Below are 24,237 nucleotides of genomic sequence, written 5' to 3' on the forward strand. Positions count from 1 at the left end.
AATTGGAGAGAAACTTATGGCATATGAGAAGAAAAATATAAGAGCTGTAATCGAAGAAATAAATAGTCGCAAGATTTATCTTCCGGCAATACAAAGAAAATATGTATGGGATGATGATCAAATAACACGGTTAATGGATTCTATCATGCTTGGCTATCCGATAGGAACCTTTCTTTTCTGGAAGGTTAGAAAGTCAATCATTAATAAAAAAGAGTATTCAATGTACGAGTTTATAAAGGATTTTCATGAAAGAGATGTCTATAAAAATCCATCTGCTCCACAGCCATTTCCTATTGGAAGTAATGAGGAACCAATATGGGCTGTTCTTGATGGTCAGCAGAGATTAACCTCGCTATATATAGCTTTGCAAGGTAGTATGAGTAGGAAGTTACCAAACAAACGTTGGAAAAATGATGATGCATTCCCTATAAAAGAATTGTATTTAGACCTACATAGTCAGAGAACTGATGAAGAAGATATTTCTTACGAGTTTAAATTTCTGACACGAGAAGAAGCTAAAAAGCAAAAAGATGATAAGCTATGGTATTTGGTTAAAGATATATTAAAGTATTCTCAGGATGAGCTTGTAACAGATTTAATTATTCCAAACGGCTGGGCTTCGGATAAAGTTGCAATGAAAAATATATCTTTATTGCATACCAGACTTGTTGGTGACGAAATAATTAACTATTTTGAAGTTCAAACAGACTCTATCGACAGTGTACTCGATATATTCGTTCGTGTTAATTCTGGTGGTACAGTTTTATCGAAGAGTGATTTGTTGTTCTCTACCATTGTTTCGCATTGGGACAAAGCTAGAGATGAAATAGATAAACTACTTGCAGAAATTAATAAGATTGGTGAAGGGTATAAGTTTTCCAATGATTTTATTATGCGTACATGCCTATATGTCCTTGATATGTCCGTTACTCTTAAAGTTGAGACATTCAAGAAGGAAAGCGTATTGAAGATAAAAATCAATTGGGAAAACATTCGTAAAGCTATTAAGGACACAGTAGATTTACTTAATGAATTTGGATTTAATTCAGAAAATATTATATCCTATGTGGCTATATCGCCAATGGTTTATTATCGTTTTAAAAGTGGAAATTTTGATGATGAAAGTAAGTCTGAGTTAAGAAAGTATATAGTTATATCGCAGGTAAGACAGGTGTTTGGTGCTGCTACAAACTCAGCCCTTACAAGTATACGAGAAGCTTTGAAAGCAGCTCCAAAAGATTCGTTTAAGATGGGTAATTTGCTAAATGTACGCTTTACCGGTGAAAGAACATTGCGCTATACCTCTGAAGAAATAGATGCAATGTTTGATACATATGAAATTGGTGCATATACGTTTATGTTATTATCCTTACTTTATCCAAATTTAAAATACAGCCAGAAAGGGTTTCATCAAGATCACATGCATCCATATGCTGGTTTTGAAGAAAGTAAGATTGCAAGCCTTAAGCTTCCTGATGGCTCAGTTATTGATGATGTTAGAAAAGATGAATGGAGGCGCAGAAGAAATACATTGGCGAATCTACAATTATTAGAAGGGCGCGAGAATGAGAGGAAAAATGCGACACCTTTAGTAGATTGGATTAAGGTTATAGCTAATAGTGAGAATGCTAAATATATGCCGAGTGATTCTTCTTTTGAACTATCTCACTTTGAAGATTTTATAGATAAGCGACAAAAATTAATGAGCGATGCATTTAAAGCAATATTGCTTTAAATGGTATATAGGTAAGGCTCTTAAGTTTGGCTCGAGCAAAGGAGATTAAAACTCTACTACGGTAATAAGCTATGAGGGAAGGTAATCACATGTTTAATGCAAAGTTAAGAAAAAATGCAATCGACAATTATAATGCAGCGGTTGAACGTTATGGAAAGGTCGCCAATGATTTAGGTGAAACACGAATGTTCTTTAGAGACTGAGTGACGGCAGACTGTGTGAAAACACAATTACCACTTATTTTCCTAAAGTCGAAATACCAGATTTTCCATCATCAAAGCCTTTATTTCGGGAGTGTAAAATAATCTGTGTAAGTATAAAACTTGCACAGATTATTTTAATATTGGATAATAAAAAATATTAAACACGAAAAGGACGAAAAAATGGCTAGAAAAAACTCTGAACAAGAACAGCTTGCCCAAGAAATTATTGCAAAATATCAACCAAAATCTGTCGAAGATATGCAAAATGCCTTAAAAGATATTTTCGGACCGATGTTCCAAGCAATGCTAAAAGGTGAATTAGATCACCATCTTGGTTATTCAAGTAATGATCGTGGTGAAAAAGAATCCTCAAATCGTCGTAATGGGTATTCACAAAAAACTCTTAAAAGTTCTTTGGGTTCTATTCCAATTGATGTTCCGCGTGATCGTCAAGCGACTTTTAAGCCACAAATTATACCCAAACATAAAACCAATGTATCTGACATTGAGCAAAAAGTTTTAGCGATGTATGCGCGTGGACTCAGTCAACGAGATATAGCCGCAACGATTGAAGATATCTATGGTTTTGAAATATCTCATGAACAAATTTCAATCATCACAGATAAAATATTAGAAGAGCTCGATCAATGGCAAAAACGTCCCTTAAATCCATTCTATCCATTTGTTTTTGTCGACTGCATGTACGTGACAATTCGAAAAGATTATGAAGTTAAGAGTTGCGCAGTTTATACGATTCTTGGGTACAACATGGATGGTCATAAAGATATCTTAGGATTATGGATCAATGAAAATGAAAGTAAGCATACCTGGATGCAAATCTTCGATGAGCTCAAGGCTAGAGGAATACAAGATATCGGATTCATCTGTATGGATGGATTGAGCGGATTAGAAGATGGAGCTAAAGCAATATTTAAAGACGTAAATGTACAGAGATGTATCGTGCATTTAATAAGAAATTCTATAAAATATGTTCCAAGTAAGGACTATAAGGGATTTACAGCCCAGTTAAAGAAAGTATATGGAGCTTCAAGTTTAAAAGCGGCAATTGCGGAATTTGAGCGATTTAAAGTGGCGTGGGCAAACTATCCTGGAGCCGTTAGCGTATGGGAACGGAATTTCTCACATATAGAGCAGCTTTTTAATTACGGTAGTGCAGTGCGAAAGATTATGTACACAACAAATGCCATAGAAAGCGTGAATTCAAGTTTCCGAAAAGTGACAAAAAAAGGAGCGTTTCCAAATGAAAACGCCATACTGAAAGTATTGTATTTACGAGTTACAGAACTTTATAAAAATGGCATGATCGCCCAGTTCTCAATTGGTCTATGGTTCGAAACCAACTTTCAATTGATACTAGGATTCAGCCGATTTTTCAAAAATATGAACAACACTTTTAATCTTGTTACACAAAATTCTTGACACTCCCTTTATTTCCCTTTAAATGGTATAACAAAAGCAGCAAACAGTACCTTTATTCTAGTACTATTTGCTGCTTTTCTTTTAACATTTTCAATAATTCCCCAATTCCAAGTATATTCATTACTCGTTTTAAGTTATACGCTAAAAAAGTCAAAGAGATCTCTGCACTGACTGAAGCCTTTCTTTTCGTGAGAAAATAGTAGGCTCCCCAGCTTCTTTTTATCGTGCCAAATGGATGTTCTACAATCATTTGCCTTTGTTTGTATTTTTCTTTGTTTAATTCCATTCCTAAATTTATTGTATCTAAAAAATCTTGGTCAACATGGCGACAGAGTGTTCGCCCTTTTTTACTTTTTGTACATCGTTCCTTGTATTCACAGTTTTGGCAGGCTTCATAATTTTTGTATTCGTACCCATAAACACCTTTATCTTTTTGTGTACGTTTTCTTCCTAAATAAAGTTCTTTACCTGCTGGGCAAATATAGATATTCTGCTCTTTATCATATTGAAATTTGTCCGTGTAAAATTCTTTATCGCCCGTCCCATTGGAGTAGGTTTGCTTAGCTACATAAGGGGTTATTCCTTTTTCTACGCATTTTTTTAAGTCACTCGCTTTATAATAGCCTTTGTCGGCTAAAACTTCAAAATCCTTTCCACCAAATAACTTTTTTGCTCTGAGCGACATATTATCTAGTTCTCCTAAATCATTTGGATGCTGTGTTGTTTTAAAATCTGCAACTAATTTGTGTTTTGCATCTACTGTTGTCTGTACATTGTAACTTACATCTACATTATTATTGTTATTGCACATAAGTCGTGCATCGGGATCAGTGGTGGAAATTTCATTGTTGCCGGTTTTATGTAATTTATCTTGGTAACTTTCATATTTTTCTTTGCGATTCTTAAGTTCTTGAACTTTTTTCTTTATTTCTTGATCTGTAGGTTTTTTATCACAAGTTTCAGCTAGATCTGTTTCGTCTAATTCTTGTAAATACTTCTCTATTTTTTCATCAATATATTTTATATTTTTTTCGAGCTTTTTGCTGTTAAAGTTGTTTCGTTTTGAATTACAAGCACGAATTTTTGTTCCATCAATCGCAACGAGTTCTTTGCCAAATAAACCCCAATTATCACAGAGTTTATTAAACTCTCTAAAGATCAATTTTAAGGCTTTTTTATTATCTTTTCTAAAATCTGCGATTGTTTTAAAATCAGGCTTTAATTTCTTTAAAAGCCATATGACTTCAATATTTCTTATGGATTCATGTTCAAGTCTTCTAGATGAGCGTACTCGATTAAGGTATCCATAGATATAAAGTTTCAGAAGGTCTTTAGGATTGTATGGTGGTCTTCCCGTGGCAGAACAAATTGCTTTCTTAAAGTTAAGTTTGACCATATCGAGTTGTTCTACATATGCTTCTATTACTCGAACGGCATTATCTTCTCCAATATAATCATCTAAACTTTCGGGGAATAGTAGTCCTTGTATTCTATCTTGACCTTTTATATAGTTCATAAATCCACCTTCTTTTGCAAATTTATATCTATATTTTATCATATTTGTTGTTTTGTGTATTTATTTATACGACTTTTCACACAGTCTGACGGTGTGCAGTGCAGTTCCTTTTGTCTACAATTAATGGACAAAAGAAACCGTAATCGACACCTATTGTGGGACAGGTATGATTACCCTATTCTTAGCAAAGAAAGCGAAAAAAGTATACGGTATCGAAATCATCGAAGCCGCAATTAAAGATGCCAATAAAAATGCCGAAAACAATAATGTAACCAACACCGAGTTCCTCGTAGGCGATGCAACCGACGTAATGCCCGAACTATATAAACTAGGCATTCACCCCGATGTCATCGTCGTAGACCCACCCCGCGCCGGCTGTGACAAAGCCGTCTTAGAAAACTTCGCCCACATGACCCCAAGACACATCGTCTACGTATCCTGCAACCCAGCATCACTGGCAAGAGATATCGCGATATTAGCGGAATTTGGATATGTAGCTAAAGAGATACAGCCAGTCGATATGTTTAGTGAGACAAGTCATATTGAGTGTGTGGCGTTGTTAGAAAAGAAATAGGAAAAGTAGTAATAATTTCATAGAAGTAAGTTAAGAATTCGCCTATAGATATATTTCTAGGCGGATTTTTTGTTTTAGCTAATATCCTTTTAAGGAAAATATAGGACTTTTAAAGGAATTTCTGTCTTTGTATGGAATTTTATAGGTGGATTATACTTTTTTAATATAAAAAATTTATATAATAACGTCGTTACTTTGTATATATACAAAATAAAAATAAGATGCCTGAGATTTTAAACAAATTGTGACAATATGAATGAAAAAGAAAATATGCTTTAATCATTATCGTTTGTGGTGGAGGAATAGGTAAGAGTGATTTTGTTATAAAAGCCCTCAATTAGCTCAAACTATTATAATTCAATGATTGATATTGGAACGGTTATCGGGTTTTACAAATAATTATCTTCTATGTGATTAGATAGCTGGCTGATAGTGGATTTGAAACACCAACAGAAGCTGATTAAGTGATTTTTATCATGTACAAAAACAAAAGAAGCGAGATAAAGAAATTTAATTTGTTGGAAAAAAGGAACTTTATTTAAAAGTAGATTTTGCAAGGATGATAATGAACTCAAAATTCGGATAGGCGTTTTGGAGAATCAAAATAGATTTTTAAAATTATGTTGTTAAGGATTGCTTTTGTATTTCTATAAAAAATAGTTTTTTGAGATGTTATTGAGCTTACAATATATTTGAATAAATAAGATGATGTGAACTAGTTGGATATGGGGGAGTACTATGGCTAATTATGATTCTTTAAAACTAATAAGAGTGCTTAGTGATAGAGGAGAAACAAATTCAAGAGTAGATTTAATGCAGGAAGAAAATGCAGAAAATTATTTCGTGAGGAAGACAATATTTGGTATAGATCAACCGCTATATCAAGCTATATTTACAAGAGAAGTTCAAGCTTTATATAAATTGAATAATTGTTCCAAGATTGTAAAAATACTCTCACATAAAAATATGAAAGTAAGGACTACAAATGAAAGGGTAGGATGTATATTTTTAGAACGTATTTTTGGTGAAACTTTATTTAAAACAAATTTAATAAAGTTATCTTCTAAAGATAAGTTTAATATTCTTAATCAGCTTTTGACTGCTATTGAAGTAGCTCATTCAAATGGAATAATTCATAGGGATATCAATCCTAATAATATTATGATAACGGATCAAAAAGAAGTTAAGGTAATCGATTTTGGAATATGTAAGATTAAAGAAATGGTAAGTTGTTCGACAGTTTATAAAATGGGCACAAATCTATATTCAGCTCCAGAAGTTCATTTACATAGTGAAAATGCTACAGAAAAAAGCGACTTATACTCAATTGGTGCTGTCGCGTATTATTTATTTACTGGAAATGAGCCTCCACTTGCAAGTGATTTTCAAAATGTGTTAGATAAAACATCTGGAATTGATATCGATTTAAAGTCTGTTCTTAAAAAAATAGTTTTTGAAAATCCAGAAGAACGGTATAAAGATATTTTTGATTTAAAAAGTGACCTTTCAAATTTATTTAGCAGATTTTTAGATATAAATCAACAGATTAATATTACAATGGATTCTGAAAAATTTAGTTATTTGAAAAAGCAGAATTTGCTCCCGCAACGTGCTAGATTTACAGACACGGAGTATATCAGTCAAAATTTTACTGAACTTTATGCATTTAAAAACAATAATGATATATACCAATTTTTAGGGTTAAACTATTTAATGGAATGTATTTATAATGCCGATTTAAATGCATTTAATGTATGCGCTTTTAGAAAGCTTGTCCCAATTCAAAGAGAAAGCAAAAAAAATAAATTTGCAGAAATTACAGCGAAAGTTCAAGTTGTTGATCCGAAATGGATTCATCGTCAAAGTAGAAATAACAACATTGAAGTGAAAAATATTATCGACGACTATTATGATGAATATATGTCGAAGAATAATGTTGACTCTGAATATAGATCAAAATATGGTGCATGGAGAGAACTTCTTGATTTAACAAAAAAAAGTATAGAAAAAAACATAATAAGATTTTCGTATGAATCGGTTATTTCGAAGGACGGGATATTAACATTTTCATTGAGTAAAAGTGTATTTTTAGGAGACGAACCATTAACTAAAGAACATTTATTTGTATATGAAAAACCTTCTAGAGGAAAAAAGAAAGTTAGCCTGCAGGTTATTGGTCATTATGAAGATGATTATTTTGATCGAGATCACGTAGTACTTAAAATACGCTTTGATAAAAAGCAACCGCGGCTGCCCTATAAAGGTTCCATATGTTTAGATTACAGGAAGGATATGGCAAATGTACAACGGCAAATGGATGCCCTTGATACGATTGAAAAAGAAGATTATTCGTGTCCATTTAATCTAAAAAGGATTATTTCTGGTGTGGAAAATCCAGGTGTTAAAATTCTTGAAGATAATTTTAAATTTTTCAATGATAGATTGGATATGTCTCAGCGGGCTTCTGTAAAGAAAGTCTTAAATTCAGAATCGCTTTCGCTTATTCAAGGACCTCCTGGAACTGGTAAAACTAATGTTATTATTGAAATTATTCGACAGATATTACATGAAAATGATAGAAATCCGGAGCTTCCAGAGAAAAAAATATTATTAGTATCACAATCACATCCTGCTGTTGATAAAATGCTCGATGATTTAATAGAACAATCTAATACACGCCCCAACCTTATAAGAATTGGACGAGATGAAAAATTAAATGAAGATATTCGAGAAGAGTATGGAATAAACTATGTGAAAGAAAAATGGATAAATAATGTTAGAAAAAAGTGTATAGAAGTTTCTGCTGATATATGCAATAATTTGCAGATTAGTGAAGAAGAATTCGATGCGTATTATGCGGAATACGAGAAAATGCAGATTGTAGATTTTGAAAGTGAAAAAATTGATAAAGAGATTATTACCAACCTGAAAAGTAAGACTCAAACAATAACAAAAGAAAAGTTAAGACAAACTTTAGAAATACAGCGACAATGGATGGAACAATTACCTCAATGTGAAGAAGTGGATTTATATATTATAAAAACCACAACTATTATTGCTGGAACCTGTACAGGGTTTATATCGAATAGAGTTATAAAAAATGCGGAATTTGATTATCTGATTATTGATGAAGCTGCTAAAGCCACGTTCCCTGAGCTAGCAGTATCTTTTAATAAAGCAGATAAAATTATTATGGTTGGAGATCACAAACAACTTCCGCCTGTTTTAGATACTGATATTATTAATAAAAATAAAGATGTCCTTGACATACAAACTTTATCAATGGGAATGTTTGAAAGGCTGTATGAAATATTTCCGGAAGAAAATAAACATAGATTAACCGTACAGTATCGAATGCATCCAATTATTGGTGCTTTAATTAGTAAAATTTTTTATGATAATGATATTCAAAATGGTGTGGAAAGAGAAAAAAGGTTAACGGGTATTCCTGAATATTCTGATATTGCGATTGAGTGGTTAAGTACATCTACTAGGCCATCGAAAGAAAAATTTGAAAAAAGACAAGGGGTTGAACCGAGGCAGACTTATCGAAATGATTTAGAAGTAATGATAATAAAAGAAAAATTGGCTTATTTGGACAGATCACTAAATAAAACTGCTAAAGTAGCTGTAATTACTGCGTATAGTGCACAAAAGTATGCATTAGCTAATATGATCAAGCAGCAAAGGTACCAAAACTTACATATTGAAGTCGATACAGTAGATGCTTTTCAAGGGAGCCAAAAAGAAATTATTATTTATTCAACTGTAAGAAGTAGCGAAAATCCATATAAAATTGGTTTTCTTAAATCAGAAGCAAGGCTTAATGTAGCATTTTCTAGGGCCCAATCGTTGCTCATTATAGTTGGTGATCATAAGTTTCTAAATAATAGTAAAATTTCTCAAAATAAATTTCCGGAAATTATTAATTATATTATGGAAAATGACTCATGTAGAATCTCAGAAATTTAGGGGGTGTGGCTGTGGAGAAAATATTAAATACAATTAAGAGTCAAATACCTAAGGAAGTTAATGGTTTTTTTTGCATCAAAACACAAGAAATTTTAATTCCCCATATGGAAATTGGAATAGAATGTTTAATTCATGATATTTCGGAACTAAACCTATTTTTTGAAACAATTCTTAAGTTAGTTGAAATAGAAGTGAAAGAAATAAGTTCGATTGCTCGTATTCTTGGTGTTTCTTTTGATACGGTAAAGGAAGCTGTTGTGGATATGGTTTCAGGAGACTATATTAGTGTATCTGCAAATATTTTAGGAATCACCAAAAAAGGAAAAGAAGTATTAAAATCTAAAAAATTAATCGAAATAAAAAGGAAAAATTTAAACAAAGTAATGGTGAATCTGATTACAGGAGAGATTAGTGATGGTAGCAATGTTAAAACAGCAAGTGCTGGAAAATCATCGGTATGTTTAGCAGAAGAGATTGCTGTTAATAAATCATTTTTAGATACGAATTATTCTTCTATTAATCAAGTGTATCAAGTACAGCAAGAAAACGACAGCGCGTATGGAAGAAAGGGAATTACGAAAGAGCTGTATAAAATAGTAGATATTTCATATCGGAAGTTAGTATATCTTGCAAATGAAGTAGTTCTTTATAAAAGTGATGATTCAGTGGAGCTTCAAATTCAATTTACGACAGATGCTAATGATACATACTCAAACTGTTTATATAGGCAACTCAAAGGTGAAATTCATCCATGTTTAGAAAATTTCTTTGAAAAAAGCCGAGATTTTGTAAAGAAACTATCAGCTTATCCGAGTCAGTTAGATCAAGCACTTAATGATGTGGCGAAAAAGGTAAAGGCCGAGTTGTATGATAAAGCTAATGTAGCCGACGTTGATCTTAGTTTATTTGGGAATAGACGTTACGCATTGGTTGATAAAGAGTATATTGATTATTTCACTCATAGTGATGAATTTAGATTTGATCGTTTGTTTATTTATACTAATAGAATAAATAGCATGTTAAATCCTGAAGTTTTTAGTGAAATAGAAAGAATTTCGGAAAAGAAAAAAGTAGTCATCTTATATGATAAAAAAGAATTTCATGCAATGGAAACTATAAAACACTTTTTGGGTAAAAAACCAAATAAGAATCTATTCATTATTCCAAGTGATAGTGTTGATAAAACTATCATATGCTTTGATCAAGCTTTAATAATAGAGGTAAAAGAAGAAATTGTTTATATGTTTGAAAAGCCGATATGCTATAAAGTTCCTATTGTTGATTTTGATAAAAGTAAATTAAAACCTTGGGTAGAGGAAATTCAAGAAGAGTATGATCTTAAGAAAATATTGCAGCCCACAAACAATATAAACAATCATCAAAAAAAGTTCTAGAGATAAAGGTTAGGTATAAGCCATAGCGGATAATCCGTTTAGTGGTGGTAAGGGATTGTGCTAATCATTGTTGTTTAGGGCTATTTTTAAAGTAAGAAGAGCAGTAGAAAGTTAGAGGTGTATGTAAATGCAAATTACGAAGCTCAAGGTGTCTAATTTTCGGTCCTTTGGAGAAGAAGAAACCATTATTCCTTTGAAAGATATGTCTATCCTTATTGGCAATAATAGCGCAGGAAAGACCACAGCTATGCAGGCACTAATAAAACTTTTTGGTGTATATGCAAAAGACCGCGAACTCGTGCGTGCCGATTTTCATGTTCCGCCTGGAGTCAATCCGGAAGATCTTACTGAGGCTGCACTTTATCTTGAAGCAGTAATAGAATTTGCTGAATTGCAAAATACAGCTGGATCAGGAATGGGATGCATTCCTCAATTATTTCATCAAATGGTTGTTAACGGACAAGGACAAGCCCCATATGTTAGGATCAGGCTTTCGGCAACTTGGCAGCGAGGCAACACGCCTGACGGTGATATTGATCCTAAACTTGAATTCATTACGGTTGCTGAAGGTGAGACTATTACTGATGAGAATAGAATACCGGTCAAACCTCATCAGCGCTCGCTAATCCAAGCCTTTTATGTTCCTGCCATGCGTGATCCGCGAACTCAGTTAAAACATGACTCAGGCACAATTTTATATCGTTTTTTTAAGGCAGTAAAATGGACTTCTGATCTTACCGATACACTAAAAGCAAAAAGTGAAGAAGTCAATGGACTCTTTACCAGTCAGCCTGGGGTTCAAACTGTCGAAAATTTAATAAAAGCTCAGTGGAAAGAGTTTCACGATGATATCAAATACTCGGATGCAGGGCTTGGTTTCTCGGCAACGGAGTTAGAAAAAGTATTAAAGAGGGTTGAAGTTTACTTTCGGCCTACTCCTGAGGAAAAAAGCTATACAATTGATCAATTGGGTGATGGTCTACGTTCCTTGTTTTATATTGCGCTAGTTTCAGCTTTGTTGAAATTAGAAGCTGATTATACAAGTATGACAGCCGAATCAGGGATTGAAATTGACTGTACCTCCATACCTGTATTAACGATCATGGCTCTTGAAGAGCCGGAAAACCATTTGGCCCCTCATCTTCTTGGCCGGGTGATTGGCTTGCTAAAAAATGTTTCCAGCCAGTCTAATGCACAAGTGATCATATCGTCACATACGCCTGCAGTGTTACAACGCGTGGAACCTGAAAATATTCTCTATTTCCGAATGTTGAATCCGCAAATGCGAACTTGTGTTAAAACCATCACACTCCCTCCAGCTATATCAGAAGCGTTCAAATATATTAAAGAGGCAGTCAAAGCGTATCCGGAGTTGTATTTCGCGAAGCTTGTAATTTTAGGCGAAGGAGATAGTGAAGAATTAATTCTGGCAAAGACTCTTGAAGTTATGAACACTCCTATCGACCGAAGTTTTATTTCAATAGTACCGTTAGGGGGACGGCATGTTAACCATTTCTGGCGTCTTTTAAGTCAGCTTAACATTCCGCATCTCACAATTCTTGACCTGGATAGGGAAAGAGATGGAGGTGGATGGGGCCGGATTAAGTATGCGATAAAGCAACTCAATGAAGTTGGTGTTCCCATAACAGAGTTGACTAATACTGAATTTGAAGATGGGAGTACAATTGCTTTTACGAATGAAGACTTAGAAGGAATGCATTTATGGCCATTGGACCCAGAACGTTTAGAATTAATGGATAAGTTTGTAAAATGGTTACGGAAATATGGGGTATTTTTCTCAACGCCCTTGGATATTGATTTTATGATGCTTTCAACATTTCCGACAATCTATCAGAGTGCTACGGAAGGGACCGGTCCTAGAATTCCTAACAGGACAGAACCGGCATTTTTAGAGAAAATAAACACGGCGATAAAGGCAACTTTGAAGAATGAAAAATGTACTGGTTATACATACAGTGCGGAAGATAAGGAACTGTTTATTTGGTATAATTACTTGTTCCTTGGTCGTGGGAAGCCAGTAACTCATTTGCTTGCGTTAAAAGAAATAGAGGACTGGTCGCTAGAATGCAATCTGCCTGAACCTATTACGGCATTAATGAATACTGTCGTCAATAAACTTGGGAGGCGTTAAAAATGTCAACGCCAATAAGTCCCGAAAGCTGGATTCCATCCGATGGTATTATTCTTGAGCCGAATGCGGAGGCCGCTGTTCGTAGTAATTTTAATGCGGTAGTGGTTGCTGGCCCGGGGGCCGGGAAGACGGAACTGCTTGCCCAACGAGCTTGTTTTTTACTTCAGACGAATACCTGCAAACCACCAAAACGAATTCTGGCAATCAGTTTTAAAAAAGATGCGGCCACTAATTTGGCAGAGCGGGTTGAAAAGCGCTGCGGTAAGGCGCTGGCACAGCGTTTCGATTCCTATACCTTTGACGCTTTTGCAAAGTCATTACTTGATAAGTTTTTAAATGCACTGCCAATAGACTATAAACCTTCAAGAAATTACGAGATCATTTTTCCAACCAGAGATCAGATGCAAGAAGCAATTCACGAGCTCGTTTTACCGCCTACTTGGTCTGGTCGTAATATCTATGAAATACAAGCTCAAAGGGTATTAAATAATATTTGCGTTAGAAAGCTGCCGTTGAATAATAACACTACTTTAGAGCAGTGGGCTATAAGGGAAATATGGCAAAAGTGGCTGCGTAGTCCTGATTCCTCACGGTTAACTTTCCCAATGATCAGCCGTTTAGCTGAGTATCTGCTAACGCAAAATCCTTTGCTTGTTAAGGCATTGCAAATGACGTATAGCCATGTATTTTTGGACGAATTTCAGGATACTACATACATTCAATATGACTTATTAAAAACTGCCTTCCATAATTCACAGGCGGTTTTTACGGCTGTTGGTGATACCAAACAAAGAATTATGGGGTGGGCGGGAGCCTTACCTAATGTATTCTCAACGTACTGTAATGACTTTCAAGCTCAAAGGTTAGACTTAATAAAAAATCATCGATCTGCACCTGTGCTAGTGAATATTCAAGCAGCACTTTTTCAACATCTTGACCCTGAAGCAGTTCCAGCCGTAGCGGCTGAGGGGTGGGAAGCAAATGATGGGATATGTGAAATTTATTTGTTTGATAGTCATATACAGGAAGCAGAGGTGCTAGCCAGGCAGATTTATGAATGGATATCTCTTGATCATGTAGACCCAAGAAAAATAGTGATTTTAGCAAAGCAACAGGTCGATGTTTATGCAAGAGAAGTAATTAATCAATTAAGTCTTGTCGGTCAAAAATCCCGGGTAGAGTCTGATATGCAAGACTTGTTAGCAGAACCTTTGATCCAGATCATTTTGCAGTTTTTAAGACTGGTGACCACGGAACGCATGCCCGCAGACTGGCAGGCGACTGTTGATTTATTATTAGAACTTCGTGGTTGCCAACATGAGGAAAAGACAGGAAAAAGTATAGAGATTGAGATACAGTTGGCTGCTTTTCTTCAGACACTTAGGGATGAACTCGGCAATATTACAATGGAAACCTGTTCTTCCGCAGTGATACGGTATATATTAAGTCTGATTGTCAGTTTCATGGGTGAGAGTGCTATTAAGAGCCAATTTCCACAATATAAAAGAGATCGCTGGTACGAAAACCTACTTAATAAGGCTTCTGTAATTCTCTCTGATGGTTACCGTGTTTCATGTGAATGGGCGCAGACAATAGACAATTTCGTTGGGAAAAATACTATTCCAATTATGACAATCCATAAAAGCAAAGGTCTTGAATACGATATAGTCGTATTTATTGGCCTGGAAGATGGCGCTTTCTGGAGTTTTCGTACGCAAACCCATGAAGATACATGTGCATTTTTTGTTGCTTTATCTAGGGCTAAGAAGAAAGTTTATTTCACGTTTTGTGATCGCAGGCAGACGCGGCGAGGAAATACTCAACAAGAGCATCAAAGCATTGGAACGCTGTATGATCTGTTAACGAGTGCTGGTGTAGAAGTAGTTGAATATAGAGGGGATAGTCAGGTATGAATGATTCAACCATTTCGTTGCTAAGAGGCTAATATCAAGAAATAAAAGGACGGTTCTAATGATTAGTTTTTGCTTAAACAATTAAGCTGTGAATCACCAGAATCGTCCTTTTAGAGTCATGTTGTGCTCAGCTAGCGCCTATTCAGTTTAAAGCAGTGTCAGACTGATTATAATAGATTTTCTAATTTTCTCTTTTGACCTCAGTCTTGTATCAATCCACTGAAATCGTCGGTATTAGGGTACAGTTCTTTGGCCCAAAAATCAATTTGAAAAAATATATATGTCTTATTTTACACCATATTTTTCGTTTGCCACAATTTCAATTTCTTGCAAGATAGAGATTGCCTCATACCATGTAAACTCTTTTTGAACTTCTTCTCCAAAAGCGATATAAGAGATAACATCATACATAATTTTTTCATTCCAAACCTTGTCCCAATGGTCGCAAATATCTTCTCCAAAGTTGCCCAGACATGTATTACAATAATTGTAATTTGAGTCACATTCTTTTAATTTGGCTTCTGCCTGACTGAACATTTCTCTTACATAGTCGTTTCGATTATCTTCTTGTGTTACTGACCAAGGTGTACAAGTGAAATGTAAAAGAATGCTCCTTAGAATAGTACAATTTTCAACTGGGTATTTACCTAGCCACGTAACACCTCGGGATATGCTTTGCTTTATCGTCCATTGGTCGAGCTGCCCAGCTTCTTCCTGTTGTAGGATAAAACTAGCTTCTAATCGTAGAGGCTCTGCCGTTGGAAAAAACCAGTGATAAATGGCATTGTTGAACAACTTTCCGATTTTTACGCCTGATTTTCGTGTATATTCGTTAATGAGCATATCAATACCTTTTTCGCTATCAAAAATACGTTTCATATTCATACCTACCTTCCATGTTATTATATAATTATATGTATTTAAAAATATTATACCATAAAAATATGGTGATTCAACAATTTATAGACTGAGTGATAGTTCTTTTTGTATTATTTTGAATTATTGGGGCGCTTTACTTTTTTTGTAGAGGTATCACGAAAATAATAAAAAGCAACAAGGTTGTGTTTGTCTCATTCATAGGCTTCACACTTTTTTAGGGAGAAAATTGATTGCCTGCTGTTTGATAGTAGCACTTGGAAAAATTATAGTGTAGTTGGTCAAAATAAGAATTTCCTCATATGCAAAAAATGTATTACCTACGTATTCTCCAATCCAGTTTTCCTCGATAGGGTATCTTTTATATTATCCTAACCAAAAGGGATTATCATGCTGATGATAAATTTAAAAACCCACAACAAAAAACATGATTCTACAAAAAAATCATGTTTCATCCTATTTTTACTTGCAATCCCTAAAAAGTGTAATATAATTAGAAATAGGTGGAAATTAAAAAAGTCGCCGTGTCCTAGGAGTGGTGGTACACTCTTAGGCACGAGCAGGTGGATCAGCACCTACACGTAACAGCTAGCTGTCTACGACGACAATTTATTATACCGTGCTTTTTCTTTGGTGACAAGGGAGATGGTATGTTCGGTATAATACGATTGGAGTTTTGGCAGGAAGCTTAGCGTCTGCATGCAATCATGATATAGCAAAGCGCATGTGTAGGTTGGATAAACCCTCGCATGCGCTTTTTTGATTTCCCCTGAGACAAACTGTAGATTGATTTCTTCTATCTGAACAGGCAGATAGAAGAAATCTCCTACAGAATGAGGATGGGGGAGATATAAATTGGTATTAGGAAAACAAGGTCGCAAAAGGCTGAATTTAGGCAACCTCAAAAACGCGTGGCGAGGCGTCATCTTCGCCACAAAAACCAATGGACAGAATGAACGATCAACGAAGCTCGAGACTTAGCTTTCATCATAATTGAAAACTAAAATATAGTTGGAGGGATCGTTATTATGAGGAAGAGTGTGTTTGATTTCTTGGCTGCGACGATGGAACATGAAAATTTGAAGGAGTTAGATTTAGATAAATATTCTAGTGAATACTATCATGCCAATCAAAAAGTCCTTGCATATCAGAAAAAACTCCAAAATGCATTACCTGTGGAGCTGCAACAAACTTTGATCCAGCTTGATGATGAATATAACTGTATGCTCATCAGTGGAATGGACGTACACTATCGACAAGGTTTTTCCGATGCAGTTCATCTAATGCTGGAGACCTTAACTTGGGCACCGACACGGAGTTAATGATAAAGAAAAACCTCATTGCTACCAGAATAGCCAGTCTATCTGAAGAACAGGCTCTGTTCTATCAATGTGAAATACTGTGAATGAGTGAGATAAACAAAGTAAATCGTTAGATTTTTAAAGGAGGTTAAGTCGATGAAAAAGCATTCAACTGTTCGGAATTTCCGAACAGTTGATACTAACGGAAAGACTTATAATATGGCTTACTATAACCTTGACATGATTATTTCTTTGGGGTATCGAGTAAGATCACAGGTTGCTACGCAGTTTCGTTGCTGGGCAACGGAGCGATTGAAGAAGCATAGCTGCAAACAATTAAAGAAGTCGATAAGACTGCCAAGAAAAAGGTGGAATGCAAGGAATAGACTGCATCCACTAACTGCCAGATGGAGAAACAGAATGCTTCTAAGGACAATTCAACATAAGATGCATGTACCTGAGTTGAATTATAGGAACCATTCTTGAGAGTATTTTTTTATTGTCGATAAAAGGAAAGTTTGTTATAATCAGGACAGGTGCTACGATAACGATAGGCGGTTAGTTTCCGTTCGGTATCCGTGTTTTACGGAGGAATGGGGGTGATGCCATGAATGATACAAATTTAACTCTGTTATTTTTTATCATCTTGGTTTTTGCCATAAAAAAAGATTAACCGCCCTGCTCTCAACATGTGCGGTTAATCTTCTAATCGTATAACGGGAGCTAACCGTTTATCGGTAGCACCTTTTATATGTTTATCATAAAACATATAATTTATTCTGTCAATAACGAAATATAATATTTAGGGAGCGGAATCAGAATAAAATAAGGGCGCCATTGTTGCCGATCACCTTAAGAGTCGGTAGTGAAAGAAGCGGTTCCGAAACTTACATAGACAAGCGAAGCCGGAACTTTGGATTTGTTCATTAAATCTGGTCAAGGTCAATCGCATTTCATACACAATCTGTTCCTATTTATTATCATTCGTTATAAAACTACAATTTGTAGGCTGTATGCCTTAGTAGGGCACTTGCAGTTTGATTAGAGGGCAACCTAGAAATGGGTTGTCCTAATTTATTTTAAATAGTAAAAAACATTACCAATATTATAAAAAGACCATTTTAAGTATTATGCGATAAAGCTAGCTGAAACCGTTTAATATCAGCAATGGGAGGTAATCCGAACATTCGTAAAGACTCCCTGCTGAATTGTGAAGGACTGTCATAACCGACTTTATATCCGGCAGTTGCGTATTCAAATGATTCCGACAGTAATAAACGTCTTGCTTCCTGTAGTCGGATTTGCTTTTGATACTGTAGTGGGCTTAGGGCAGTAATGTCCTTAAAATGACGATGCAATGATGCAGAACTCATATTTGCAATTAAGCCAAAGGTGACGGGTCTGTTTGTCTATTCACGTAAATTTAAAAATTCGCTACAATGCCAATAAATTTAAGTTTTATACGCCTTATCTTTTTTCACCTAATGGGTGAAAGTAAAAAAACATGAAAAAAGAGTTCATTCTTGCTAACTTTTTATTGATTTGAGCAAGATAATCAGAAACGCTATACCGATAACTTTCCGAACCGAGCATCACGATCTTTTCTCCTTGAGCAACTATACATAAGGACGGTTTTTGAATATGACATATAGGCACTGCAATATTTGAATCACAAATAAGATGAAGGTATGAAATTTTCGTTTCATGGTCTTCATCACTACCAGAAAAACGCTTAATAAGTCTGGCTAGTTCATTGCAATATACTCAGATAATGCTTAATCTAAATGATAGTATTAGGCAAGAAGTTGATATAAATAGTATATCGTATATTGCAATAAAGAGAGTAAAATGACATCAAGTCACTTAGTGTAACCTATCCAGTAAAAGAATATATCGTAAAAAAACTTTAAATATTGTATAAAATAGGAAGGGGAGAATATTGTGAATTTAAAAACTAAAATGCTACTGTTGATTTTGATTCCGGTTATATTTTTAGTGAGCTTGTTGAGTTTATACGGTTATTATGCTTCAAAACAACAGTTGGAAGAACAAGTTATGGAAACGAATCGAAACATGATGCTTGCCTATAGTGAACAGCTTAATAACGAATTAAAGCAAGAGGAAAGCCAAGTCAAACATTTAGCTGTCATGATTGGAAAACAAAATTTAACGTTAGATGAGATTCGTAATTTGGCACATCTAACCAAAGATGGTGCAAATAAAACGACGCTAAGCGTCTTTGTTGGTTTGGAAGACGGTGCCTATGTAAACAGTGAGGATTACACCGTTCCGGCTGGATTTGATGTTCGTCAGCGTGACTGGTATAAGGGCAGCAGTAAAGAGGACAAACCTTTTTATACGGAAGTATATAAAAGTGCAGATGGCAATACGGTCGTAAGTATTGGGCAACGCATTATGGGCATTGATGGAAAATTGAAAGGTGCAGTTTGTAATGATGTAAATTTGACGGAACTTTTGAAAAAGGTGCAAAGTCTTAAAGTAGGAGAGTCCGGCTATGTATTTTTAGTTGCACGGGATGGGTCTTATATTATACATCCAAAATTCAAGAGTGAAGATAATATAAAAGATGTGGCCAATGCTGCTTTTGCCGGATTCTTTGAACGCGTTTCAACGGGTGATACTGTAGTAGAAATCACGCAATTTGAAGGAGCTGAAAAAATTACAGGTGGAGTTCCGGTCGGCAATAGTGGATGGATTCTTGGCCTTTCAATGGACTATGACGAAATGTTTGCGGCAACGCGTACAATGGCGGAGATCTTTGCTCTGGCTACAGGTATAATTGCTCTACTGCTTTGTGGAATTATCTTATGGGTTATTTTAAAGATTACAAGTGCAATGCAAGGTATGACCAAGCTTTCAGAGCAACTTGCTCAAGGTGATTTTAGAGAAAATGAAAAATATCAAATTACAAGTAAGGATGAAATCGGCAGATTGGGCAATTCTCTTCTTAAAATGCGGACAACATTAAGAACCTTGCTTAAACAAGTCAGCCATTCTGCGGAACAAGTCGCTGCTGCCAGTGAAGAATTAACTGCAAGCTCCGAACAGTCATCTCAGGTAACACAACAAGTTGCTGTTTCCATTACAAATGTGGCAGAAGGTGCTGATCATCAGGTAGCCGCAATTGATACTGTAACAAAAGAAGTTGCAGGTATAAATGAAAATATTCGTGAATTGATCAGTAACTCGGATCAAGTATTTGTGAAGGCTGCTGATGCTGCGGAAAAAGCCGAGTCAGGAAATCAAGCTATTTTAAGTGCAGAGAAACAAATGGTTAGTATCGAATCTGTTGTAGGATTATCGGCAAACGTAGTTGAATCGCTAGGGGAGCGTTCGAAAGAAATTGGTACTATTGTAGATACGATTTCTGGGATTGCAGGACAAACAAATTTATTAGCGTTAAACGCAGCAATTGAAGCCGCACGGGCCGGAGAGCAAGGAAAAGGCTTTGCTGTTGTAGCAGAAGAAGTAAGGAAGCTTGCTGAACAGTCACAAGAAGCGGCAAAACATATCGCAGAGCTTATTCACAAGATTCAGGAGGATACAGCGCAAGCGGTCGATGTGATGCAAAGTGGTACCGATGAAGTAAAACGCGGTACCGAAATCGTGACTCATGCCGGAAGCATCTTTAAAGAAATTAATGAAATGGTTGTATTGGTAAATGAGAAGGCAAAATTAGCGCAGGATTCTGTTGGGAAAATCGTCAATGGAATTATGAAGATTGATGAATCCACTAAAAATATTCATCAGGTTAGCAGATCTACCTCAGCAGAGGCACAAAGTGTATCTGCTGCCACGGAAGAACAATCCGCTTCCGTTCACGAAATGTCTACAGCCAGTCAGTCTTTAGCAAATTTAGCACAAGAATTGCAAAATGAAGTGAATCGATTTAAAGTTTAGCTGAGAATGAAAGAGGCCTGCCGCATATTACTACGGCAGGCTTCAATTTTTAAACAAATTAAAATAACTATATCAATATAGCAGGAGATAGCAAAATCCGTTCTTTTTGTCTAAAACAAATAATGGTTCTATAATAAATGTTGAGGTAATTAGCGAAAACTGATTATCTCAACATTATATTTTGTATATAAGATGACGTTTTTTTTTCGTCTTGATAAACCTAGATTATCATGCCAAGCCGACAAAGAGATAAGAAGAAAGTAAGCGTCAATTTATTATAAACTGTTCGGAATTTCCGAACAGTTTATAATAACTAAAGGAAATAATTCATACCAAAGGTATGGATATTGCGGTATATACAGAAAATTTTCAAGATGAATTTATATCCCTAACTGATATCGCCCGATACAAAAGTAATTAACCTAAAGCCGTTATCAAGAATTGAATGCGAAGTAAAGACACAATAGAATTTTTAGGCTTATGGGACTTTTTATATAATAATAGTTTTAAGGGGGGCGAATTCGACTCCTTTAAAAGAGAAGTGAAGCCGTCACTTTGAATTTGTCCATCAATCTAGTTAAGGTCAAGAGCATTTCATAAACGATCTATTCCTATTTATCATTTGTTATAAAACTACAATTAGTAAGCTGGATGTCTTAGTAGGGCACTTGCAGTTTGATTAGAGGGCAACCTAGAAATGGGTTGCCCTACTCGATTTTAAAAAGTAAAAAACATTATCAATGTTATAGAAAGACCATATTAAGTATTATGCGATAAAGCTAGCTGAAACCGTTTAATATCAGCAATGGGAGGTAATCCGAACATTCGTAAATATTCTCTGCTGAACTGAGAAGGACTGTCATAACCAACTTGATATGCGACAGTTGCAGCTTCAAATGATTCCGACAGTAATAAACGTCTTGCTTCCTGTAGTCGGATTTGCTTTTGGTACTGTAGTGGACTCAGGGCAGTTATGTCCTTAAAATGACGATGCAATGACGCAGAACTCATATTTGCAATCACAGCCATGTCATCAATACGCAAATTCTTGTCGTAATTTTTTAAAATATACTTGGTTACTTTTGCAATACGACAGAAATTGCTGTCTGCCATAGCAATTAATTTCAAAGAATCCCCCTGTTCATCACAGAGAACTCTATAGAGAATCTCACGGATGATTAATGGGGCGAGTATAGGGATATCTTTTGGGTTTTCCAGGAGTTGAACAAGCCTTACTACTGCATCAAGAAGATTAAAAGGCATTTTGCCCAAAAACAAACTGCGGCTGGATCTTTTTATTTTATTTGGCAGAAGATCGGTTTCTTTCATAATGTCAAAAATAAGATTTTGGTCTAAATCCAGCCGGAGTGCCAAATAGGGAAATTCACGCGATGCCATGGTCACTCTTCCGGTAATTGGTACACCTACAGATACAGCAAGATAATCAGAGACGCCATAACGATAACTTTCCGAACCAAGCATCACGATCTTTTCTCCCTGAGCGACTATACATAAGGAAGGTTTTTGAATATGACATATAGGCCTTGCAATATTTGAATCACAAATGAGATGAAGGGCTGGAATTTTAGTTTCAAGGTCTCCATCACTACCAGTAAAATGCTTAATAAGTCTGGCTAGTTCATGTTGTTTTGTACTTGTATCTTTCAGGGGTGTTAACTCTATATAATCCGACATTAATTAGCTCCTTTATCAGATCCTGTTTTTATTATATTTGAACAGTATACTCAGAAAATACTTAATCTAAATGATAGTATTAGGCAAGAAGTTGATATAAATAGTATACCATATATTGCAATTAACAGGCTATAATGATATCAAGTCGCTTAGTGGTAGCTAAGAGATTTGATATTAACATGCAATAGTAGATAGAGAAAAGGAGTGGTTTTTTGGAACAAAGTAAGAAAAACAAATACATAGGGATATGGGTTAGATATATTGGAGGATTAAAATGAACCAAATAAAAAAGAAACCTTCTGAAAAAATAGAACTAAATCAATTCTTGATTCTTTTGATGTCAATTGCTAGCGCAATTTGTGCAGCAAATTTATATTATGCGCAACCTTTGCTATCCAATCTTTCGACCTATTTTCATGTCTCGTCGACCGTTATCGGAATTCCGGCAACGATTATTCAAATTGGTTTTGCAATTGGATTGATTTTTATTGTGCCGTTGGGTGACATAGTAAACCAGCGTTCATTAATTATCGTTATGCTCCTTTGCTCGATGGCAGCATTACTGGAGCTTTCGTTTGCCACAAATATTATATGGTTCACCATTGGTTCTTTATTTGTTGGCATCACGTCTATTGCCCAAATGGTACTTGTAACATTAGCAGCGCATTTGGCAAATCCCGCTTCCAGAGGTCGCGTAATTGGTACTGTAATGTCCGGCGTGTTAATTGGAATGCAGCTGTCACGCACTTTTAGTGGAGTTATTGGAACATATTATGGCTGGCAAGTGGTCTATCTGATCGCTGCTGTAATGATAGGAATACTAATTATTATTTTCTATTTTTACCTACCCCAGTCCGCTCCTAACGCAGCTATGAGTTATGGTAAATTGATTGCATCTTTGGGGAGTATCCTGCGCAATCAATCTATATTAAGAAGTTCTTCTTTGATCGGTGCGATGATGTTTGCGTCTTTCAGCGCTTTCTGGACGACGCTTTCCTTTCTATTGAAATCTCCTGTGTATAATTTAGGCGCGCAAATGGCCGGAATGCTTGGACTTATTGGTGCAGTTGGTGCTTTAGCTGCCTCTGTAGCAGGACGGGTTGTAGACAAAAAGGGGGATTATTTCACGTTAACAATAGGGATTAGTCTTTCCATGGTGGGGGTTATGTGTTTCTGGATGATAGGATATCAAATGTGGGGACTTGTTTTGGGAATTATTCTGTTAAGTATAGGTGTCCAAACCGCCCAAATAGCCAATCAGGCAAAAATTAATACACTGGATGCCGCTCTGCGCAGTCGAAATAATGGTGTTTATATGGCATTTTATTTTATTGGTGGAGCAATAGGTTCGTTTTTAGGATCATATTTTTGGGGGCTGTCAGGGTGGACAGGAGTTTGTATCCTTGGAGTTGGTTTTCAAATTATCACAGCATTAACGCACTTTTTGGGAAACAAACACTCTGCTATAGCTCCAAATTAATAGGTTGAAAATTGGAAATTCTTTTTGAAATGATTGATAAAATATAATTTAGAAAGAAGAATGAT

14 protein-coding genes and 2 pseudogenes are annotated in these 24,237 nt (G+C 35.4%); 11 read left to right on the forward strand and 5 right to left on the reverse strand.

Annotated elements, in window-relative coordinates:
* Positions 1 to 16 precede the first annotated feature (16 nt).
* Complete coding sequence (locus tag BN6559_RS18040) at positions 17 to 1,735, forward strand: DUF262 domain-containing protein (protein ID WP_110956028.1); 1,719 nt, start codon at positions 17 to 19, stop codon at positions 1,733 to 1,735.
* Positions 1,736 to 2,118: 383 nt separating this feature from the next.
* Positions 2,119 to 3,356: pseudogene (locus BN6559_RS18045) on the forward strand (IS256 family transposase).
* A 74-nt stretch (positions 3,357 to 3,430) separates the two neighbouring features.
* Here the strand turns inward: BN6559_RS18045 and BN6559_RS18050 are convergent.
* Positions 3,431 to 4,894, reverse strand: a complete 1,464-nt coding sequence (locus BN6559_RS18050; protein ID WP_199884130.1) for an IS1182 family transposase — start codon at positions 4,892 to 4,894, stop codon at positions 3,431 to 3,433.
* A 133-nt stretch (positions 4,895 to 5,027) separates the two neighbouring features.
* On the opposite strand from BN6559_RS18050, the pseudogene rlmD reads away from it, so the two are divergent.
* The 5 genes and pseudogenes from rlmD to BN6559_RS18075 all read left to right on the forward strand — a co-directional run.
* Positions 5,028 to 5,468, forward strand: a pseudogene (rlmD, locus tag BN6559_RS18055) (23S rRNA (uracil(1939)-C(5))-methyltransferase RlmD); the annotation flags it as partial.
* Between the two features lie 738 nt (positions 5,469 to 6,206).
* Positions 6,207 to 9,440 carry an AAA domain-containing protein gene (locus tag BN6559_RS18060; protein ID WP_110956031.1) on the forward strand — a complete coding sequence of 1,078 codons (3,234 nt, stop codon included), beginning with the start codon at positions 6,207 to 6,209 and terminating at the stop codon, positions 9,438 to 9,440.
* A gap of 11 nt (positions 9,441 to 9,451) precedes the next feature.
* On the forward strand, positions 9,452 to 10,834 hold the full coding sequence (locus BN6559_RS18065; RefSeq protein ID WP_110956032.1) for a hypothetical protein: 1,383 nt from the start codon (positions 9,452 to 9,454) through the stop codon (positions 10,832 to 10,834).
* Positions 10,835 to 10,961: 127 nt separating this feature from the next.
* Positions 10,962 to 12,986, forward strand: coding sequence for an ATP-dependent nuclease (locus tag BN6559_RS18070; RefSeq protein WP_110956033.1), 2,025 nt, complete (start codon positions 10,962 to 10,964; stop codon positions 12,984 to 12,986).
* Between the two features lie 2 nt (positions 12,987 to 12,988).
* Positions 12,989 to 14,899: a UvrD-helicase domain-containing protein gene (locus tag BN6559_RS18075; RefSeq protein WP_110956034.1), complete on the forward strand. Its 1,911-nt coding sequence runs from the start codon at positions 12,989 to 12,991 to the stop codon at positions 14,897 to 14,899.
* A gap of 285 nt (positions 14,900 to 15,184) precedes the next feature.
* On the opposite strand, the gene BN6559_RS18080 is transcribed toward BN6559_RS18075, so the two are convergent.
* A complete protein-coding gene (locus BN6559_RS18080) occupies positions 15,185 to 15,784 on the reverse strand; it encodes a hypothetical protein (RefSeq protein ID WP_110956035.1) in 600 nt (199 codons plus the stop codon).
* Between the two features lie 1,019 nt (positions 15,785 to 16,803).
* Between BN6559_RS18080 and BN6559_RS18085 the strand changes: the two genes are divergently transcribed.
* Both BN6559_RS18085 and rhuM read left to right on the forward strand, forming a co-directional pair.
* On the forward strand, positions 16,804 to 17,097 hold the full coding sequence (locus BN6559_RS18085) for a DUF6809 family protein (protein WP_110956036.1): 294 nt from the start codon (positions 16,804 to 16,806) through the stop codon (positions 17,095 to 17,097).
* 135 nt (positions 17,098 to 17,232) lie between these two features.
* A complete protein-coding gene (gene rhuM / locus BN6559_RS18090) occupies positions 17,233 to 17,562 on the forward strand; it encodes a RhuM family protein (protein ID WP_110956037.1) in 330 nt (109 codons plus the stop codon).
* A 635-nt stretch (positions 17,563 to 18,197) separates the two neighbouring features.
* Here rhuM and BN6559_RS19840 read toward each other — a convergent pair.
* Together BN6559_RS19840 and BN6559_RS19845 are read right to left on the reverse strand one after the other, a co-directional pair.
* Positions 18,198 to 18,449: a helix-turn-helix domain-containing protein gene (locus BN6559_RS19840; RefSeq protein ID WP_110956038.1), complete on the reverse strand. Its 252-nt coding sequence runs from the start codon at positions 18,447 to 18,449 to the stop codon at positions 18,198 to 18,200.
* A 94-nt stretch (positions 18,450 to 18,543) separates the two neighbouring features.
* Positions 18,544 to 18,813 (reverse strand): AraC family transcriptional regulator N-terminal domain-containing protein, encoded by a 270-nt coding sequence (locus tag BN6559_RS19845; RefSeq protein WP_110956039.1) that lies wholly within the window; start codon positions 18,811 to 18,813, stop codon positions 18,544 to 18,546.
* 204 nt (positions 18,814 to 19,017) lie between these two features.
* On the opposite strand from BN6559_RS19845, the gene BN6559_RS18105 reads away from it, so the two are divergent.
* Entirely contained in the window at positions 19,018 to 20,997 is a 1,980-nt protein-coding gene (locus tag BN6559_RS18105; protein ID WP_110956040.1) for a methyl-accepting chemotaxis protein, read from the forward strand.
* 759 nt (positions 20,998 to 21,756) lie between these two features.
* On the opposite strand, the gene BN6559_RS18115 is transcribed toward BN6559_RS18105, so the two are convergent.
* Positions 21,757 to 22,692 carry an AraC family transcriptional regulator gene (locus BN6559_RS18115; RefSeq protein WP_199884132.1) on the reverse strand — a complete coding sequence of 312 codons (936 nt, stop codon included), beginning with the start codon at positions 22,690 to 22,692 and terminating at the stop codon, positions 21,757 to 21,759.
* 274 nt (positions 22,693 to 22,966) lie between these two features.
* Between BN6559_RS18115 and BN6559_RS18120 the strand changes: the two genes are divergently transcribed.
* On the forward strand, positions 22,967 to 24,172 hold the full coding sequence (locus BN6559_RS18120) for an MFS transporter (RefSeq protein ID WP_110956041.1): 1,206 nt from the start codon (positions 22,967 to 22,969) through the stop codon (positions 24,170 to 24,172).
* Positions 24,173 to 24,237 lie beyond the last annotated feature (65 nt).

It is taken from the genome of Massilibacillus massiliensis (genome assembly GCF_900086705.1).
GTDB lineage: Bacteria > Bacillota > Negativicutes > FLKF01 > FLKF01 > Massilibacillus > Massilibacillus massiliensis.

Excerpts from the sequence above, each read along its gene's own strand:
- BN6559_RS18115 (WP_199884132.1), bottom strand. The coding sequence starts at position 22,692 with ATGTCGGATTATATAGAGTTAACACCCCTGAAAGATACAAGTACAAAA.
- BN6559_RS18060 (WP_110956031.1), top strand. The coding sequence starts at position 6,207 with ATGGCTAATTATGATTCTTTAAAACTAATAAGAGTGCTTAGTGATAGA.
- BN6559_RS19840 (WP_110956038.1), bottom strand. The coding sequence starts at position 18,449 with ATGAGTTCTGCATCATTGCATCGTCATTTTAAGGACATTACTGCCCTA.
- rhuM (WP_110956037.1), top strand. The coding sequence starts at position 17,233 with ATGAAAAAGCATTCAACTGTTCGGAATTTCCGAACAGTTGATACTAAC.
- BN6559_RS18085 (WP_110956036.1), top strand. The coding sequence starts at position 16,804 with ATGAGGAAGAGTGTGTTTGATTTCTTGGCTGCGACGATGGAACATGAA.
- BN6559_RS18120 (WP_110956041.1), top strand. The coding sequence starts at position 22,967 with ATGAACCAAATAAAAAAGAAACCTTCTGAAAAAATAGAACTAAATCAA.
- BN6559_RS18080 (WP_110956035.1), bottom strand. The coding sequence starts at position 15,784 with ATGAATATGAAACGTATTTTTGATAGCGAAAAAGGTATTGATATGCTC.
- BN6559_RS18050 (WP_199884130.1), bottom strand. The coding sequence starts at position 4,894 with ATGAACTATATAAAAGGTCAAGATAGAATACAAGGACTACTATTCCCC.
- BN6559_RS18075 (WP_110956034.1), top strand. The coding sequence starts at position 12,989 with ATGTCAACGCCAATAAGTCCCGAAAGCTGGATTCCATCCGATGGTATT.
- BN6559_RS18040 (WP_110956028.1), top strand. The coding sequence starts at position 17 with ATGGCATATGAGAAGAAAAATATAAGAGCTGTAATCGAAGAAATAAAT.
- BN6559_RS18070 (WP_110956033.1), top strand. The coding sequence starts at position 10,962 with ATGCAAATTACGAAGCTCAAGGTGTCTAATTTTCGGTCCTTTGGAGAA.